The 15,050-nt window shown below is 63.6% G+C and carries 17 protein-coding genes; 9 read left to right on the top strand and 8 right to left on the bottom strand.

The genetic code is table 11. The features are described from left to right. Positions 1-14: 14 nt before the first annotated feature. The 8 genes from QM615_RS13740 (at position 15) to QM615_RS13705 (ending at position 6,164) form a co-directional block, all read left to right on the top strand. Positions 15-227, top strand: a complete 213-nt coding sequence (locus QM615_RS13740; protein ID WP_230074464.1) for a helix-turn-helix transcriptional regulator — start codon at positions 15-17, stop codon at positions 225-227. Between the two features lie 1,131 nt (positions 228-1,358). Beyond that, a complete protein-coding gene (locus QM615_RS13735) occupies positions 1,359-2,147 on the top strand; it encodes a ParA family protein (protein ID WP_094650939.1) in 789 nt (262 codons plus the stop codon). Beyond that, entirely contained in the window at positions 2,147-2,497 is a 351-nt protein-coding gene (locus tag QM615_RS13730) for a hypothetical protein (protein ID WP_094650938.1), read from the top strand. The genes QM615_RS13735 and QM615_RS13730 overlap by 1 nt, the downstream gene beginning before the upstream one ends. After that, positions 2,494-3,369 carry a DUF2637 domain-containing protein gene (locus QM615_RS13725; RefSeq protein WP_094650937.1) on the top strand — a complete coding sequence of 292 codons (876 nt, stop codon included), beginning with the start codon at positions 2,494-2,496 and terminating at the stop codon, positions 3,367-3,369. The genes QM615_RS13730 and QM615_RS13725 overlap by 4 nt, the downstream gene beginning before the upstream one ends. 439 nt (positions 3,370-3,808) lie before the next feature. Continuing rightward, positions 3,809-4,375, top strand: coding sequence for a hypothetical protein (locus tag QM615_RS13720; protein ID WP_094650936.1), 567 nt, complete (start codon positions 3,809-3,811; stop codon positions 4,373-4,375). Positions 4,376-4,550: 175 nt separating this feature from the next. Further along, a complete protein-coding gene (locus tag QM615_RS13715; RefSeq protein WP_094650935.1) occupies positions 4,551-4,856 on the top strand; it encodes a hypothetical protein in 306 nt (101 codons plus the stop codon). 109 nt (positions 4,857-4,965) lie between these two features. Continuing rightward, positions 4,966-5,499 carry a DnaB-like helicase N-terminal domain-containing protein gene (locus QM615_RS13710; RefSeq protein ID WP_037107051.1) on the top strand — a complete coding sequence of 178 codons (534 nt, stop codon included), beginning with the start codon at positions 4,966-4,968 and terminating at the stop codon, positions 5,497-5,499. A 329-nt stretch (positions 5,500-5,828) separates the two neighbouring features. Further along, positions 5,829-6,164, top strand: coding sequence for a hypothetical protein (locus QM615_RS13705; protein ID WP_094650933.1), 336 nt, complete (start codon positions 5,829-5,831; stop codon positions 6,162-6,164). A 206-nt stretch (positions 6,165-6,370) separates the two neighbouring features. On the opposite strand, the gene QM615_RS13700 is transcribed toward QM615_RS13705, so the two are convergent. The 7 genes from QM615_RS13700 to QM615_RS13670 all read right to left on the bottom strand — a co-directional run bounded on the left by QM615_RS13700 (position 6,371) and on the right by QM615_RS13670 (position 12,398). Further along, entirely contained in the window at positions 6,371-6,628 is a 258-nt protein-coding gene (locus tag QM615_RS13700) for a DUF4229 domain-containing protein (RefSeq protein WP_052057734.1), read from the bottom strand. A gap of 116 nt (positions 6,629-6,744) precedes the next feature. Then, a complete protein-coding gene (locus QM615_RS13695; RefSeq protein ID WP_094650931.1) occupies positions 6,745-7,707 on the bottom strand; it encodes a cytochrome c oxidase assembly protein in 963 nt (320 codons plus the stop codon). Positions 7,708-7,717: 10 nt separating this feature from the next. Then, positions 7,718-8,317, bottom strand: coding sequence for a copper resistance CopC family protein (locus QM615_RS13690; RefSeq protein ID WP_037107040.1), 600 nt, complete (start codon positions 8,315-8,317; stop codon positions 7,718-7,720). 94 nt (positions 8,318-8,411) lie between these two features. After that, positions 8,412-10,184, bottom strand: coding sequence for an aa3-type cytochrome oxidase subunit I (ctaD, locus tag QM615_RS13685; protein WP_094650930.1), 1,773 nt, complete (start codon positions 10,182-10,184; stop codon positions 8,412-8,414). 84 nt (positions 10,185-10,268) lie between these two features. Next, complete coding sequence (locus QM615_RS13680) at positions 10,269-11,225, bottom strand: M56 family metallopeptidase (protein WP_094650929.1); 957 nt, start codon at positions 11,223-11,225, stop codon at positions 10,269-10,271. Beyond that, positions 11,222-11,575: a BlaI/MecI/CopY family transcriptional regulator gene (locus QM615_RS13675; RefSeq protein ID WP_032382574.1), complete on the bottom strand. Its 354-nt coding sequence runs from the start codon at positions 11,573-11,575 to the stop codon at positions 11,222-11,224. Before QM615_RS13675 ends, QM615_RS13680 begins: the two co-directional genes overlap by 4 nt. Positions 11,576-11,600: 25 nt before the next feature. Then, positions 11,601-12,398: a M23 family metallopeptidase gene (locus QM615_RS13670; RefSeq protein WP_094651186.1), complete on the bottom strand. Its 798-nt coding sequence runs from the start codon at positions 12,396-12,398 to the stop codon at positions 11,601-11,603. A 193-nt stretch (positions 12,399-12,591) separates the two neighbouring features. Between QM615_RS13670 and QM615_RS13665 the strand changes: the two genes are divergently transcribed. After that, positions 12,592-12,753 (top strand): hypothetical protein, encoded by a 162-nt coding sequence (locus QM615_RS13665; RefSeq protein WP_155288468.1) that lies wholly within the window; start codon positions 12,592-12,594, stop codon positions 12,751-12,753. A 140-nt stretch (positions 12,754-12,893) separates the two neighbouring features. On the opposite strand, the gene QM615_RS13660 is transcribed toward QM615_RS13665, so the two are convergent. Next, the gene (locus QM615_RS13660; RefSeq protein ID WP_094650928.1) at positions 12,894-14,933 is read right to left on the bottom strand and encodes a bifunctional copper resistance protein CopD/cytochrome c oxidase assembly protein; all 2,040 of its coding nucleotides are present in this window, start codon (positions 14,931-14,933) and stop codon (positions 12,894-12,896) included. Positions 14,934-15,050: the final 117 nt, after the last annotated feature.

Here is a 15,050-nt window from a genome sequence, read left to right as displayed (position 1 = left end):
TACTACACAATTCAGTGGAGGTGCTGAAGATGCCCAGACGGTTGTTGTCTGTCCCGGAGGCTATGGCTTGCACGGGACTTGGACGTTCCAACTTCTTCAACAAGATCGCGTCCGGAGAAATCCGGAGCGTGAAGGTCGGCAAGCGCCGGCTGATCCCGGATACGGCCATCGATGAGTACATCGAAGGTCTCGAGGCGCAATCCGACGCCAGCTCAGGCGTCGCGTGAGGCCGAGAGCCAACTGTCCCTCAGGAAACTGAAACGCCCCCGGAAAATCTCAGTGTTACCAGCACCGAGGCCGAGGGCGTCGAAACCACAACCCGTGAGGAAGGAGCTTCGCCACCGATCATAGAGCGTCTTGATAAGTCATTCAAGACATTTCGCCGAGTCACCGTTCTCCGCCCTCGATTTAGGTCAGGGGCCGAGCGGGCGATGACGCATGTTTTGACCCGCGACAGCGCGGTCGAGTTCTTCTGCTCGTGCCGCACAAGCCTTGGCTACGGGACTTCCTAGCAAGGCCTGATGTGCCGCAGCAGCGTCGTTTTCTGGCAGAGCCCGACGTAACACCAGCCTGCCGCCGGCCTGTGCACCCTTTGTAAATCCTCGGAGACCGGCCCCGAGGCACCACCAGCTCGACTGATCATCGAACCGGTGGCGATACCGATTAGCCGCGCGCCCACTGAGGCGCGGGGCTATCGGGCGTGGAGCGGACAACGTGGGTGCGGAAATTGGCTCAGGGGCCATGGGGGGTCCGGAGGGAACGAACGAAGTCCCTTGTCTTTCATACGTCACCACTATGGAGGTACCAATTGAGTTCTCGACCCATCTGCAATGCTGACATGACCAAGTTATCCTGCATGACGAACCGTCATGCAGGCCTCGATCTTTCAGTCCACGCCGCTCGCTTACTCATATCCGTTGTGAACGTCGATTCCGTGAAGATCCAAGCAGAGCAACATATTTGGCTGCTTCAGCTCGAGCGCGGCAGTTCGCCGGTGCAGGCCGCTCCCGCTAGCGGTGCGGCGGCGTTCCGCAAAACTGACGTACCTGAATTACCCGCAAAGAGTGCCTCAGATGACTCGCTGGCGACGGGCGTCATACATCCCGCAGTGGCCATACCTCCAATGCCTGCAAAGGTAGAGAGTCAAGCTCGGGATGTGTTGTTGGTAAATGCTTCTCATGCCACTATGGCGCGTCTTTCGCCTATGGCACGCGACTCACGCATCGCGCCCCTCACCTGTAATTCACCCGACCCTTTTACAGGGTGCGACTCATCCCTCGGTTCCAAGGCGTGCATGACGTCCCATACCCGCAATACCGCCAGTTCGTCCCATTCATCCATGGAAAGTGAGACCCACCATGCCCGCTGACATCTTTGCGTTCTGCAACCAGAAGGGCGGCGTGGGTAAGACCACCACCGTCTTTCACCTCGCCTACGCCGTTGCCCAAGCGGGGAAGCGAGCACTCGTTATCGACGTGGATCCGCAAGGCAACGCCAGCACAGTCCTGACCAGGACCGAGCTCGAGAGCGACGATGTCGGTGTTGCCGACGTACTCGCCGAGTCGTCGAACGCGACCATCGCCGATGCTGTTGTCCCCACCATCTGGCCTGGCGTAGACCTGGTACCCACGTCGCCGGGAAACGAGTCCCTGGCCTATGTCCGCGATCAATTGGTCGTCGCCGGTGCCGGCCGAGAGCGGCGGCTTCGCGACGCAATCGACGTCGTGCGAGGCGTCTACGACGTGGTCCTGATCGACTGCCCACCTAGCCTCGATCTGCTGACCATCAACGCCCTTGTGGCAGCGCGCGCCGCCGTCGTCGTGACTCAGTCCGCGCTGTTCTCAGCGAATGGACTCGCGCGGCTACTGCGCACCATCGACGCAGTCAAGCGCAGCTACAACCCGGACCTCGACATGCTCGGGGCGATCGTCAACCTTCACGAGATCGCGACAATCAGCGGTCGAGAACAACTGATCGAGATCGCCGCGAGCATCAACGTTCTCGGCGATGCCGTACCCAAACGTGTTGTCATCAAGGACTCGATGGAGGCCCAAACCAGCCTGATCGACTGGGGGACAACACAATCTCGCAGCCTGTCGACGATCTACCGCGACACACTTTCGCTGCTCACGAGGGGACACCTGTGATGGGCCGCCCCGAACGTATGAAGAGCGCACTCGCCGGGTCGAGCCCGGTCGACCCGCCGGAGCACACGCAGCACGCACCCGACACCGTTTCGGCGGCCGAGACCGGTGCGCAACCGTCACCGGACAACGCAAAACAGAAGCGTTCGTACTACCTCTACCAGTCCACCGTCGACGATCTTCTCAACGCAGCCGAAGCACTGTCCGCAACACCCGGCGCGCCGCGGGGCCCGTCGGATCTCGTCAATGCGGCGATCGAAGAGTATTTGGAGTTGTTGCGCCACAGATTCAACGACGGTGCGCCCTTCCCGCAACGAACCGGCCCTCTCGCACGAGGACCGAGAATCCGATGAGCCGATCACATTCAGCGGCAATCCCGTTGACAACGAAGCCGTCGGATGTCGTTGCGCTGCATCCAGCGATTTTGCAGTGGGCCCTGGCAACAGCCATTGCGTTGACAGTTGGCATCGCCGGGGCGTCCTTCTGGCTCAGTTTCGCTGTGTTGCGGGATCTCGCGGTGAGGGCTGGGATAGGTCCCGGCGAAGCGTGGGTGATTCCAGTCGTGTTGGACGGGGCGATCGTCTCGACAACCGTGACAGCCATAGCGCTGTCCAACCACACGGACAACCGCACGATCAAGGGCCGTCGCTTCGTCGTCACGATCTTGCGTGTTGCCGCATCGGCGTCGATTGCGGGTAACCCGTACCACGCAGTGTTGAGTGCGACCTTGCTTCCGGCCGTCGTCTCGGCGGGTATTGCCACCATCGCACCTATTGCGCTCCTTGCGATGACCGAAGTGCTGGCCGTCATACTTCGTGCGCCTCGCGGAGCCGTCAGAGTGGAATTCGCTCCAAGTGCTGCCACAGCGGAGCGGGACTGGACAGACACCGACTTCAGCCACGAAGGCCCCAGCCCAAGCCGGGATCACTCAGAGGGCGAAGACGGCACGTGGGGAGAACACGTCGACACGGCGGACTCGCCTCGACTGCAAGTAGACGACCTCACACCGGAAGTTGCGGAAACAGCGCGGCTCCGACACGCACACCGCGAATGGTCGTGGGCACGAATCGGTAAAGAAACGGACGGCTCCGTTGCATCGACCGCGATGCGCCGATATCGGAAGTGGGAAGAAGTCACCGCGGGGATCCGCGAGGGCCACCCGGATGGGCAAGCCGAATTCGATGACACGCCAGCCAGCGAGCGTGACCGCATGTCCGCAGAATAGAAGGGCTGCCGCGATATCGAGCTTTGTTGCTCTCCGTCGCTCCCGCGCAATCGCCCCAGGCTGTCGATGGCTGGGAGGTGGTCGCCTCGGGTGGCTCAGTCTGCGTCGAAACGTGTGCTGCCCCGGGACCACCTCCGGCGGTCTCCGGATAGAGCTCCGCTGCGCTTCGCACTGCGAAAGAACAATTTCCTTCGCACATCTGGCTCCGGTCGAGCATGCAACACCCTGACCCGTCTTACCTAATCCTGACTCCGCCTTGCTCCGGCCCGATGGGCTCCGAAAACTTTTCAAAGCGCCTGCGGCTGAAAACTTTCCGGATCAGGGCCAGGACGCCGGTCCAGTGCGCCGCCTTCTCTTCTTCGAGCCAGATGACGGCAAAAGAAATTGGCAGAGCGAAAGGGCCGGGGGAGCCGGTCCCGCAACAGAAAGAGAGCCCGACATGCCGCAGAGTACTTCCAGCACAGGACGACGGACCACCGCCGCACACAACGCCCGAACCACCGGAATTGTCACCCACACAACCGTCCTGGTCACAGGACCCCAACAGGCCACTATCACCGCCACCTCCGCAGCAACCGACGAAGCGCAGATGATCGTCGCACTAGGTCACGTCATGATGACCTTCCGCAGCGCCGAAACAGTATCCGCAGTCATCACCGGATTTGCCACCGTCCGGGCCGCACTTGCCGGAGCCGATGGACAAGCCCCCCACCCCGCCCAACCAGGCGCAGAATTCGGGGCCGCTGCGATCTCCGTCTTGTGGCTCGACAGCCCCGAACACACAGCAGTGCCGCACCACCGCTACAGCTCCGAACAACGTCGCACCATCCACTGGGTAGACCTGCACATGGGACCTGTCACGTGGCGCATCACCGACCGCATCGGGTACGACACCCTGATGGCCGAACTCCGACGCGTTCACCGTGCTGCCGTCGGAGTATTTCTCGACGGCAGCCGCTACCGTCGCGACCCCGCCAAACTCCTCGATGTCTTCGACGACGTCTAGTACCACACGTTCGGCCCCAACCCCGGGGCCGAACGTCGTTTATCCACAGGCTGACTCGACACCACAGTTATCCACACCCTCGCCTGACCGCCTCCGCAGCGAACGCTTTGTTACGGACCTCGTGTGACGCTCGATTAGAAGCAGCTGGCCGGCACGAGCGACGAGGAACCAAACGATGATCACCTGGACCGTCACCACACACCCCGAGGACAACCCCGAAATTCTTACCGCAACCGGAGCAGAACCCAATCTCCAAGGTGCGAAACGCGCCGCCGCCGATGCCGTCCGTGTCGCCCTCCTCGACGCACGCGAGCACGCATCGTCCGACAACGGAACGCCGCCGTCCTACCTCGTCACACTCGACGGAACCTGTGCCCTCATCATCGGACTCGGAAGCTGCAGGCCCGAGAACTACAACGCCGTCCTCGACAGCCTCGAGCAGTTCGACGGCACCGCACCACCGAACCTTCTCTACATCTGACCCACACCTCCGCAATGACGACCAACGCGGCATAACCAAGCACAGCGCCACCGGAGTACCGAATCCAGTTCTCCCGCAACAGACCCGCAAAGAGAAACGAGGCGAACAGATGACCCCGTTGAGAGCAGTCGAACCCACCGACGACGATCACGCTGATCTGACGGACCATCCGGAGACGGCATCGGAAGCACTGGTCATCTGCGCACTGATGTGGTTGCAGGACACCGACGAGGCCGCCCGCATTGCAGCGTCATTGCAGGCCAACGATTTCCACGATCCCGTTTATCGCGAGCTGTATGGCATCGTGCAGGGGCTGATCATCGACAACCTCCCACACGACCCCGCGAGTGTTCTGGGCGTTCTTGTCCGGTCAGGTGCCAGTGGACACCGCGGTGCACGGCTGCGTCGAACACTGACCGACGTCACCGCAGCGAACGCATGCGGAGCATCGGCAACCGACTACGCCGGCATGGTCCTGTCGGAAAGTTACCGACGCAGCTTCTTCGAGGCAGGGATCAGAATTCAGCAGATCGCCGAGGAAGCGCCGGAAGAATTCCTCTTCGACCAGCTCGTCGAAATCGGAAGGGCGCAACGTGAAGCGACAAACCGCCTGAACGCCTTCCGCAGCGGTAGCACACTGTGACGGCGCGGGAAGAGACAGAGCCGGGCCGTGAGCGGCGTCGAGCTGCCCTCGCTTCTGTCCGGTTGGCCGCCGCAGACGTCGCACATCGAGATACGGACGAAGTTGAAAACCTCGCTGCCGGGCATGAGATAGATGAAGCCCTGGCCGCCGGCAACACACTGAACGAAGTTGCGCGGTCCATCTGTTACACCGAGGCAGTCGCCTCAGACCTTCTAAGCAAGTTCCAAGAGTTCCGCGACAGTCTCGCGGCGCGCAGCCAAATTCCCCTGTTCTGAGCAACTTTCCACGCACACCTCGCATTGCCGCTATGACTCGAAGAGGCCGAAGCCATGAATTTCATCCGCATCGACACCGACCGAGGGACCCTCTACGGGCCATCCTTCGCCGAGACGCTGACACACTTCTTCGGACAGAACCAGCACGTCGAGTGGGAATTCCACCAGCTCACCGCCGGATACTCTGATGGGCGGTGCACCGTGTCGACCGCGATCCGAGTGCATCACCGCGGACAGTGGATCGTCGCTGCTCGATCCTTCGGCTCCCGCACCGTCGACGCGATCCCCGACTGCGTAGTTCGCGTCGAATCGAATTTCGCCGCCGCACCGTTCGACGCACCTGCGTTACCTCGCTGGGTGTACGAGTGGGCGTATGACCTGCTGGTCTAATTCACGGTATAGGTCGACTGGTACAGATCGAAAGCGAAGAACTTCTCGAGTTCGTAGATGCAGAAATGCCGGAGTGCGACCAATAGTTTTCAGCGCGCGACGATCCCAAGAGGGTCACCCCGCAGAAGCGACTTCCCATTGTGAATGAGTCAGCGAACATCGCACCGAACGACGACCGGGTTTGTGTCGAAAGTTCGCACGCGGCTTCACGGTCTCTTGGTACGGGGTGGTCGTGTCGCTGGTCCTCGTCTCGTGGTGCGCTTCCGATCCACTGCATCGATGTCTTCGTTGATGGTTCGGCGAAGTTTCCTGAGGGTCAGTGCCGACAGCGGCAGGCTTGCTGCGAGTGCGATGAGAAGAACCAACACGAAGGGGATGTCGAGACTGGTCAGCGCGTCGACGGCCAAAAGCACTCCTGCGGCCACGCACACGAGGAGCAGGCGCACGACGTTGTAAGCCAGCACATGTAGGGCAAGCCGTCCTCGAGCAGTTGAGGGTGTGCGGATCAGTGGCATCTGCTGTCCTGTCGTGCGTCGTGGCTCATCGTGCTTTCCATTCAGGCCGGTAAGAGTGTCTGGCGTCATCGTCCGGTGCGGGACCGGGTTTCGGTGCCGATCTGTTTGAGGAAGTCGTTGTAAGCGTTCAGTTCGCTGTATCCGTCCTCTTCGGCTTGGCGATCCGCGACGGCCGATTCCTCTTTTTCGTCCCGGTTCCATTGAATGCAGAAGATGAGCACGACCAGTAGGGCGACCGGTTCGCCGTAGGACCACGCCAACGCTCCGGCGAGCTTCTGATCGGATACCGGATCGATGCCCCATTCCGGGGGTGGGAAGGCGAAGGTCGCCAGCATTGGGGTGCTCGACATCATCAAGATGACACCGAAGAACACGTGCAGCGGCATCTCGACGAACAGGTCGAACAACCGGCCCAGATTGCTCTGCCGAACGGGGAGGGGGCCGACGGCGAGCACAGGGATGATGAACAGCAGCCCGCTGGCGAAGAAGAAGATCTCCATCGATACGTGCCCGATGACTGTGATGGCGAGAACATCGAAGATCGACGACAGATACAGCCCGTAATAGCTGAAAAGGAACAACGGGATCGTCAGCCCGGGATGGAGAGCGATGCGTCCGGCGCGGCTACGCAACCCCGTCAGCGCCGCGATCAGTACCCACCTACCGGCTCCGTGATGCGCGGTGGCTCGCAGGAGAAGTCGTCCGGGCGAACCCACCACCAACAACGGTGGGATGGTCATCGACAACGTCAGATGCTGGAACATGAAGACGCTGAACAGGCTGTAGCCGTAGCGTTCGATCTGCAGTCCGGTCACCAGGACCAGCGCCGCGCAACCGAGCAGAAAACTCGCACTCCGCCACCGCGACCATGCGATACCTCGACCGCGGACCCGGTAGAGCCCCCAGCAGTACAGCCCGGCCATGACGACACCGGCGATCGGCAGGATCGGTAGGGGAGGAAGATCCCAGCTCAACAACGCTGCCAGCGTCGGCGGCCCTTCCGGGGGAGCAACGGCAGCGATGATCATCGGCACCCTGTCATTGCTTGTTCTTGCCTCGGATCACCAGGGTCAGGGCGATGGCACCGAGACCGAGCACAGCCAGGCCCACGATCGAGAGCAGCATCATGGTGTTCTGTTTCGGTGGCCGGTCTTCGCTGGCGGACGGATTGTTGGGATCGTAGGGCTGCGTTGCCGTGGTAGCAGGAGTCGGCGAGGTCGAGGTCGCACCGCTCTGCGACTGCTGTGCAGCGGCGTCCTGAGGGGTGGCGGTCGCCGCAACGTCGACGGAGAAACCGTACGATCCGGTGATCGGGTGCCCGTCCGCGGAGGTGACCCGGTAGCCGACGGTGTACTCCCCGTTGGGGAGTCCGTCCTCGAGCAGGACCGATACGTCGGGGCCCTCGACCGTGGCCGTTCCCTGTGCCCACTGAGTGTCGCCAGGACCCACGACGCTGATGGTCGCGAACGATTCGTTGATGTCCTGGTTGAACACCAGACCGACACCGATCGGCGCGAAGTCGAGTGTGGCATCGGCGGGCGGGTCGGAGCTGACCAGTTCGCTGTGCGCCGACGCCGGCGCCGCAGCGAACAATGCTGTCCCGCAGATCATCACGGCAATCAGCATCAGACGTTTCACGTGGGGTACTCCTCTGTATCGAGCCCGACCCAACAACTACGGGTCATAGTAGTAGGGAGGGCGGTTTAGCGGTGGGTCACTTCTGCGGCGATGGTTATTTCACCGGGTCCGGAGGATCGGATCGTTCATGGCCGGCGATGGCTTCGGTGATCACTTCCGAGGGCGCGATCGAATCCGAGTGCGGGCCACCGACGTGCTGCTCGGCGCGGATGCGTTCGACCATGTGCGGATAGTGAAGCTCGAACGCCGGCCGCTCGGAGCGGATTCGGGGCATCTCGGTGAAGTTGTGCCGCGGCGGTGGGCAACTGGTCGCCCACTCGAGGGAGTTACCGAACCCCCACGGGTCGTCGACAGTGACCACTTCGCCGTAGCGGTAGCTCTTGAAGACGTTCCAGATGAACGGCAGCGTCGAGGCTCCGAGAACGAACGATCCCACGGTCGAGACCTGGTTGAGGGTGGTGAACCCGTCGGACGGAAGATAGTCGGCGTACCGGCGCGGCATTCCTTGCGCTCCGAGCCAGTGCTGGACGAGGAAGGTGGCGTGGAATCCGAGGAACGTCATCCAGAAGTGCCACTTGCCCAGTCGTTCGTCGAGCATGCGGCCGGTCATCTTCGGAAACCAGAAGTAGATCCCCGCATAGGTCGCGAAGACGACCGTTCCGAACACGACGTAGTGGAAGTGCGCGACGACGAAGTAGGTGTCGGTGACGTTGAAATCGATGGGCGGGCTCGCCAGGAGCACTCCGGACAGCCCGCCGAAGACGAACGTGACGAGGAATCCGATGGAGAAGAGCATGGGGGATTCGAGGGTGACCTGGCCGCGCCACATGGTGCCGATCCAGTTGAAGATCTTCACCCCGGTCGGCACAGCGATGAGGAAGGTCATGAACGAGAAGAACGGCAGCAGCACGGCGCCGGTGGCATACATGTGGTGCGCCCACACCGCGATGGACAGGGCTGCGATGCCGACGGTGGCGTAGATCAGACCTTTGTACCCGAAGATGGGTTTGCGGGAGAAGACCGGGAAGATCTCCGAGACGATTCCGAAGAACGGTAGCGCGATGATGTAGACCTCGGGGTGACCGAAGAACCAGAACAGGTGCTGCCAGAGCAACGCCCCGCCGTTGGCGGGATCGAAGATGTGGGTGCCGAGTTTCCGGTCGGCGAGCAGGCCCATCAGCGCTGCGGTCAGCAGTGGGAACGCCAGCAAGATCAGGATCGAGGTCACCAGGATGTTCCAGGTGAAGATCGGCATGCGGAACATCGTCATTCCCGGTGCGCGCAGGCACACCACGGTGGTGACCATGTTGACCCCGCCCAGGATGGTGCCCAGGCCTGCGATGAGCAGGCCCACGATCCACAGGTCGGATCCGATACCGGGGGAGTAGACGGCGCTGCTCAACGGGGTGTATGCGGTCCAGCCGAAGTCGGCGGCACCGCCGGGGCTGATGAACCCGGCGGTGGTGACCAGTGCGCCGAACAGATAGAGCCAGTAGGAGAAGGCATTGAGCCGGGGGAAGGCGACATCGGGTGCGCCGATCTGCAGCGGCAGGATGTAGTTGCCGAAGCCGAAGACGATCGGGGTGGCGTAGAGCAGCAGCATGATCGTGCCGTGCATGGTGAAGAGCTGGTTGTACTGCTCGTTGGAGAGGAACTGCATTCCCGGAACGGCAAGTTCGGAGCGCATGATCAAGGCCATGAGGCCGCCGACGAGGAAGAATCCGAACGAGGTCACCAGGTACATCAGTCCGATGACCTTCGGATCGGTGGTGGTGACCATCGTGTGCAGGAACGACCCCTTGCGGGCCCCGCGGGGTGGATAGGGGCGAACCGCCGGCGCAGCCGGAGGAGATGTCAGCGCCGTCATGGAACCACCTTCGAATCGCACGCGAATTACAGGACGCGTCCGACAGCCTAACTCAAATACTATGCTGCATAGTATTTGGGTGGGTCAGGTCAGTACGGCCGCACACGCTGCGGCGGAGATCGCACTGAGGGTGAGGATTGCCATGGCGGCCGGCACCACGAGCGGCAGTACGGCGGCGGCAGCGTATGCGCCGGGCACTGTCCGGGTCGGCATCTGCGCGCTCGTATCGAGGTGGCGGAGTCGTTCGGTGGTCGATTCGCCGATCAGGCCCAGTGCCCACAGTGGACGTGCAGAATGCGCCTGCGAGACCGTCGACAGTGCCGAACGTACAGTGTCGGCGCTGGTGACCGCGGCCGCGGACCGGTCCGCGGCGACCTCGACCAGAACCCGCACCGCTGCAGGTGCTGCGGCGAACAGGGGAACGCGAGGGAACGCCGCTGCCAGGATCTCGCAGATGTTGACGATGCGGTGGTGGCGCCCGCGCAGGTGGGCTCGTTCGTGTGCGATCACAGCTCGCTGTTGATCGGGATCGAGATGGGCGAGCAGGCCTTCGGTGGCCACGACGTAGCCGGGGCGACCGTCGATGCTGTAGGCCAGCGGGAGCGGGTGGTCGAGCCACATGATCGGTTCTGGTCCGGGGTCCGTGCGAGCGACGACGGCGATGACATCGCGGTGATAGTCGCGGACTTTGGACCGGGCTCGAAGTTGACGGCGAGTCGAGCGCAGGACGCGCGCCGACGCCGACGCCGCGAGGACGACCGATGCTCCGGCGACCGCTTCGCCGATCCACGGCTGGGCCGCGTGTTGCAGTGAGCCCAGACAGCGGACGGCGAGTTCGACCATGCCCTCGGCGGGCGCATGGCCGGGCCAGAGCAACACGGTCACCGCGGATCCCACGAGAAACAGCACCCCGGCGATGCTGCCGATCCATGCGGTCAAGGCGAGAGTGGGGCTCACGGTGCGGGTGAGAGAGGTCAGCGGCCGCGGCAGGGCGACGGCCGCGATGATCGCCGCGAGGAGCAACACCAGCGCGACGATCACCGGTTCACGTCCGGCAGGTTCCCCCGCAGAGCGTCGAGCTCGTCGTCGGTGACGGTTTTCGCGAAATGCATCAGGACGGCGGCCGAGTCGGTGCTGGTGTCGAGGATTTCGCGCAGAGCTTGCGAGGTGGCCTCCGCGCGCGACTGCACCGGGGAGTACAGGTACGCGCGTGACTGCTTGGTCCGCTCGACCCACCCCTTCTCGTGGAGATGGGTCACGACGGTCAGGATCGTGGTGTAGGCGGGGTTTCTGTCGGCCATGAGTTCACGCAGGTCGTGGACCGACTGCGGTCGATCGCATTCCCAGAGCACGTTCATCACCTCCGCTTCGAGATCACCGAGCCTTTTCATCGCCAGTTCTTCTTTCCTTGTCGTGTCAGCTGATATCGACTCCGCGTGCCGACAGCCACGCCGTCGGGTCGGACTTGGCACCGTCGGGTTGCCACACTTCGTAATGCAGGTGGGGTCCGGTGGATTGGCCTCGGTTGCCTACCGTAGCAATGAGCTCGCCGGCTTTCACACGTTGACCGGCGGTGACGAGCGCCTGGTCTATGTGCCCGTACACCCCGATCGTGCCGTCGTCCTGACGAATTCGCACCCACAGGCCGAACCCTTGCGCCGGCCCTGATTCGATGACCTCGCCGTCGGTCACCGATACGATCGGCGTCCCGATCGTGTTGGCGATGTCGAGTCCGTAATGCGTTGTCCCCCAACGTGGCCCAGAACCGGAGGTCAATGTGCCAGACACCGGCACCACCGAGAGCGGGCGGCGCGCCTCGGCATCGCGTGCAGCGCGCTCCGCCGCCCGAACTCCCCCCTCGGCGAGTTGCTCGGTCATGCGCTGCGCGAGTCGGCCGACATCGAGATCGGGCAACTGCAACACCTGCGGGGGTGAGGCAACGACCGGGCTCGGCGGCAGGACGCCGGCGGGAGGTCGATCGATACTCGCGGCGCTGAGCGCCACACTGTCCTGCGACCCGGTGTTCGGAGCCGTCGCTGCCGCGGAAAGAAAGGCACCGACCGCGACCGACGCAGCGATGGCGCGGCCACCCGGCTTCGGCACCCGGCGGCGATGAAGTCCGCGGCGAGCACTTCGCGACACGGGCTGGACTACGCCGCGGTCGACCTCGCCGTGTGTCGTCTCGTCCGGACCGGCCACGTGCGCCGCCCACATCGACGCGGTAGTGTCCGCGGCCGCGGTGTCCCAGGCGTCGCTGACCGCGTGAACGGTTCCATCCGGTGCGGGCGTCAGCGCCGAGGGCGTGTGCTCGTCCTCCGGCAGAGTGTCGGAGTACCCGGCATCGGCGGGCGACTCGGTCACAAAACGTGAGGGTGCGAACTCGGCCCGTCGATGACGGGGGCGATCGGTGAGCGCCGTCGGCCTGGTGCCGACGGGCATCGAGATCACGCCGCCGCGCGCCGGCGCTGCGCAGTCGTCGTCGATCGGATCGGGTGTGCGGTGTCGGGCCAAGATCACAATCCTTGGTGGCTACGAGGCCGAGGCCTCGCTCGAGATAACGAAATGGTGACGGTCAGGCCACAGGTTACTACTATCGAGCATAGTTTTTCCATCCCACTCGACCCGGATTCGCCCATACCGCTGGTCACGGTCCTCGGAGGACATCCCGCGGGCTACGGCGTCCCTGACCGAGAACGGATTCTTCGGGTATCAGGGGTGATCGCGCCGAGAGGACAGGCCACCGAGCATGGTGTTGTACGCCTCGAGTTCGGTATCACCTTGATCGTCGATTCGGCGATCTCGTTGCCGTGCCGCGCTCTCGTCGGCCGCCGACCACCGGACCGCGGCGAGAACCGCGGCAGCGAGCAACGGCAACTCGCCGATGCCCCACGCAAGAGTGCCGCCGCGCCGCTGGTCGGCCAGCAGGTCTGCGTTCCAATCCAGACGCAGTCCGCTGTAGAAGCTCGCTCCGAGCGCGGTCTCGAGATCGATCGTCACGACGAGGAAGAATGCGAACCCGGCCAACGCGGTGATACTCGCGAGCAACTTCGTCAGTCCCGCGATCGGTCTCGGTACCGGGTCTTCGCCGACCGTGCCCCAGAACATCACCATCCCGACGGTCAGGAACCAGCCCTTCATCACCATGTGTGCCACATGCGAGTCGGCGACGGTGTCGAACACTCCGCCGGGGTAGATCAGGTAGAAGCTGCTCAGGAACACCGTGGTGCTGACCCACGGGTGGATCGCGATCCGGGCTGCTCGGCTGTGCCATGCAGCCCGGAGCCATTCGCGCGAGCCCGGTGCGTCGGCTGCCGGCGCGGTCGGCAGGACCGAGGCGAACAAGGTGGCCGGTCGGCCGAGGACCAACAGCAACGGCACGGCGATGGCGACCGCGGTCAGTCCCGCCATGTGCACGCTGAACATCGCCGGGCTGTAGAGCCCGACCCCGGACGAGGTCGCCACGAGCAGCACCGCAGTGCCCATCAACCAGCTCGCTGTCCACCGCCTCTGCCATGGCAGGCCTACCCGCCGGCGGCGCCGCACGGCCACCAGGTACAGGACGGCCGCGATCACCGCAGCGGAGCCGAACACCAGGTCGAAACGCCACTCGAACGCCAACCGCGCAGCGGTGGGCGGGCCGTCCAACACGTAGCCCAAGGCCTCTTCGTGCGCCTGAGGTAGCGAGGCGTCCTGCGGCGGGGGCGGGGGAGTGCGACCGAGTGCAACCGCCAGGCCCACTGTGGTGACGAGAACGAGGGTCTCGATCATCGACAACGTGATCAGGGATCTGCGGTTCTCGGGATTGTGAGCCAGAGCGCCGACCGTTCGTCGTCGCTGTATCCACCCGAGGGTCCCCACGATCGCCAGGGCTGCGATCTTCGCCAGTATCAGAGCGCCGTACGTCGAATCCCACAGCGACGTCACGGGTACACGCACGGCAGCGTTGACCACTCCGGAGACCGCCATGATCACGAACGCAACCAGAGCGAGCGTCGAATAGCGGCGGGTCGCGACGGCAAGGTGTCCACCCCCGCGCAGCGCATGAGCGAGAAGTGCGAGGAGTCCGCCCACCCACAGAGCGGCAGCGAGGATGTGCAGAATCAACGAGTTCGTCGCGATGTCGTGATTGCCGCCGGTCGAGGAGTGGCCGGTGACCGCGCGCGGGATCAACGCGAGCATCGACAGGGCGAACAAGGCGGGGGTCCACCGATGCCGCAACACCGCCGCGCATGCTGCGGCGGTGATCGCCGCGACCGCAGAGGTGATGGCCCATGCAGTGGAGGCCTCGACATCGCCGATCGCACCGAGGAACTGCACCGGTTGCGCCGCAACGGATCCGACAGGTTGACCCGACGCGTCCGAGAGCGTCAGCGGCACCAACGCCGCCGCGCACACCGCCCACACTGCGGAGGCCTTCGCCGCGGTGCGGACGGCGATGTACCCGTCGATGGCGAGCACACCCGACATTTGGGGAGGAACGAGGAACGCTGCGAGAAGCAACGACCCCACCGCCACGACCGCGGCTACCTCTCCGAGCGCGGTCAGCGCCGGAATACCGTAGGTCGTGATCGGTCCCGGATCGGGAAGCCCGAGCAGAATCAGCGCCTGCGACGTCGACAACGCCGCGAGCACAGCGGCCACCACTGCCGCGATCGCGGCCCACAGCAGCATCACCTGCGAACCGGAGCGTCGATTCACCGGACCGCGGGTCGAGAGTGCGGCTTCGGTGGCCATGTCGTCGGTGGCCATGACGCGGCACCCCTTACGTGGATGATGTGTGGCGGGAAAACTGTCGGCCGGCAATATCGGCACGGCTGCGCCACCAAGTCGCGCAACCGAGATCGAACTACTACGAATCATAGTTCT

Origin of the sequence: Rhodococcus sp. IEGM 1341, assembly GCF_030056895.1 — a bacterium.
Taxonomy (GTDB): domain Bacteria; phylum Actinomycetota; class Actinomycetes; order Mycobacteriales; family Mycobacteriaceae; genus Rhodococcoides.
Note: the sequence above shows the minus strand (reverse complement) of the source record. Positions and strands in the feature narration are given on the sequence as shown.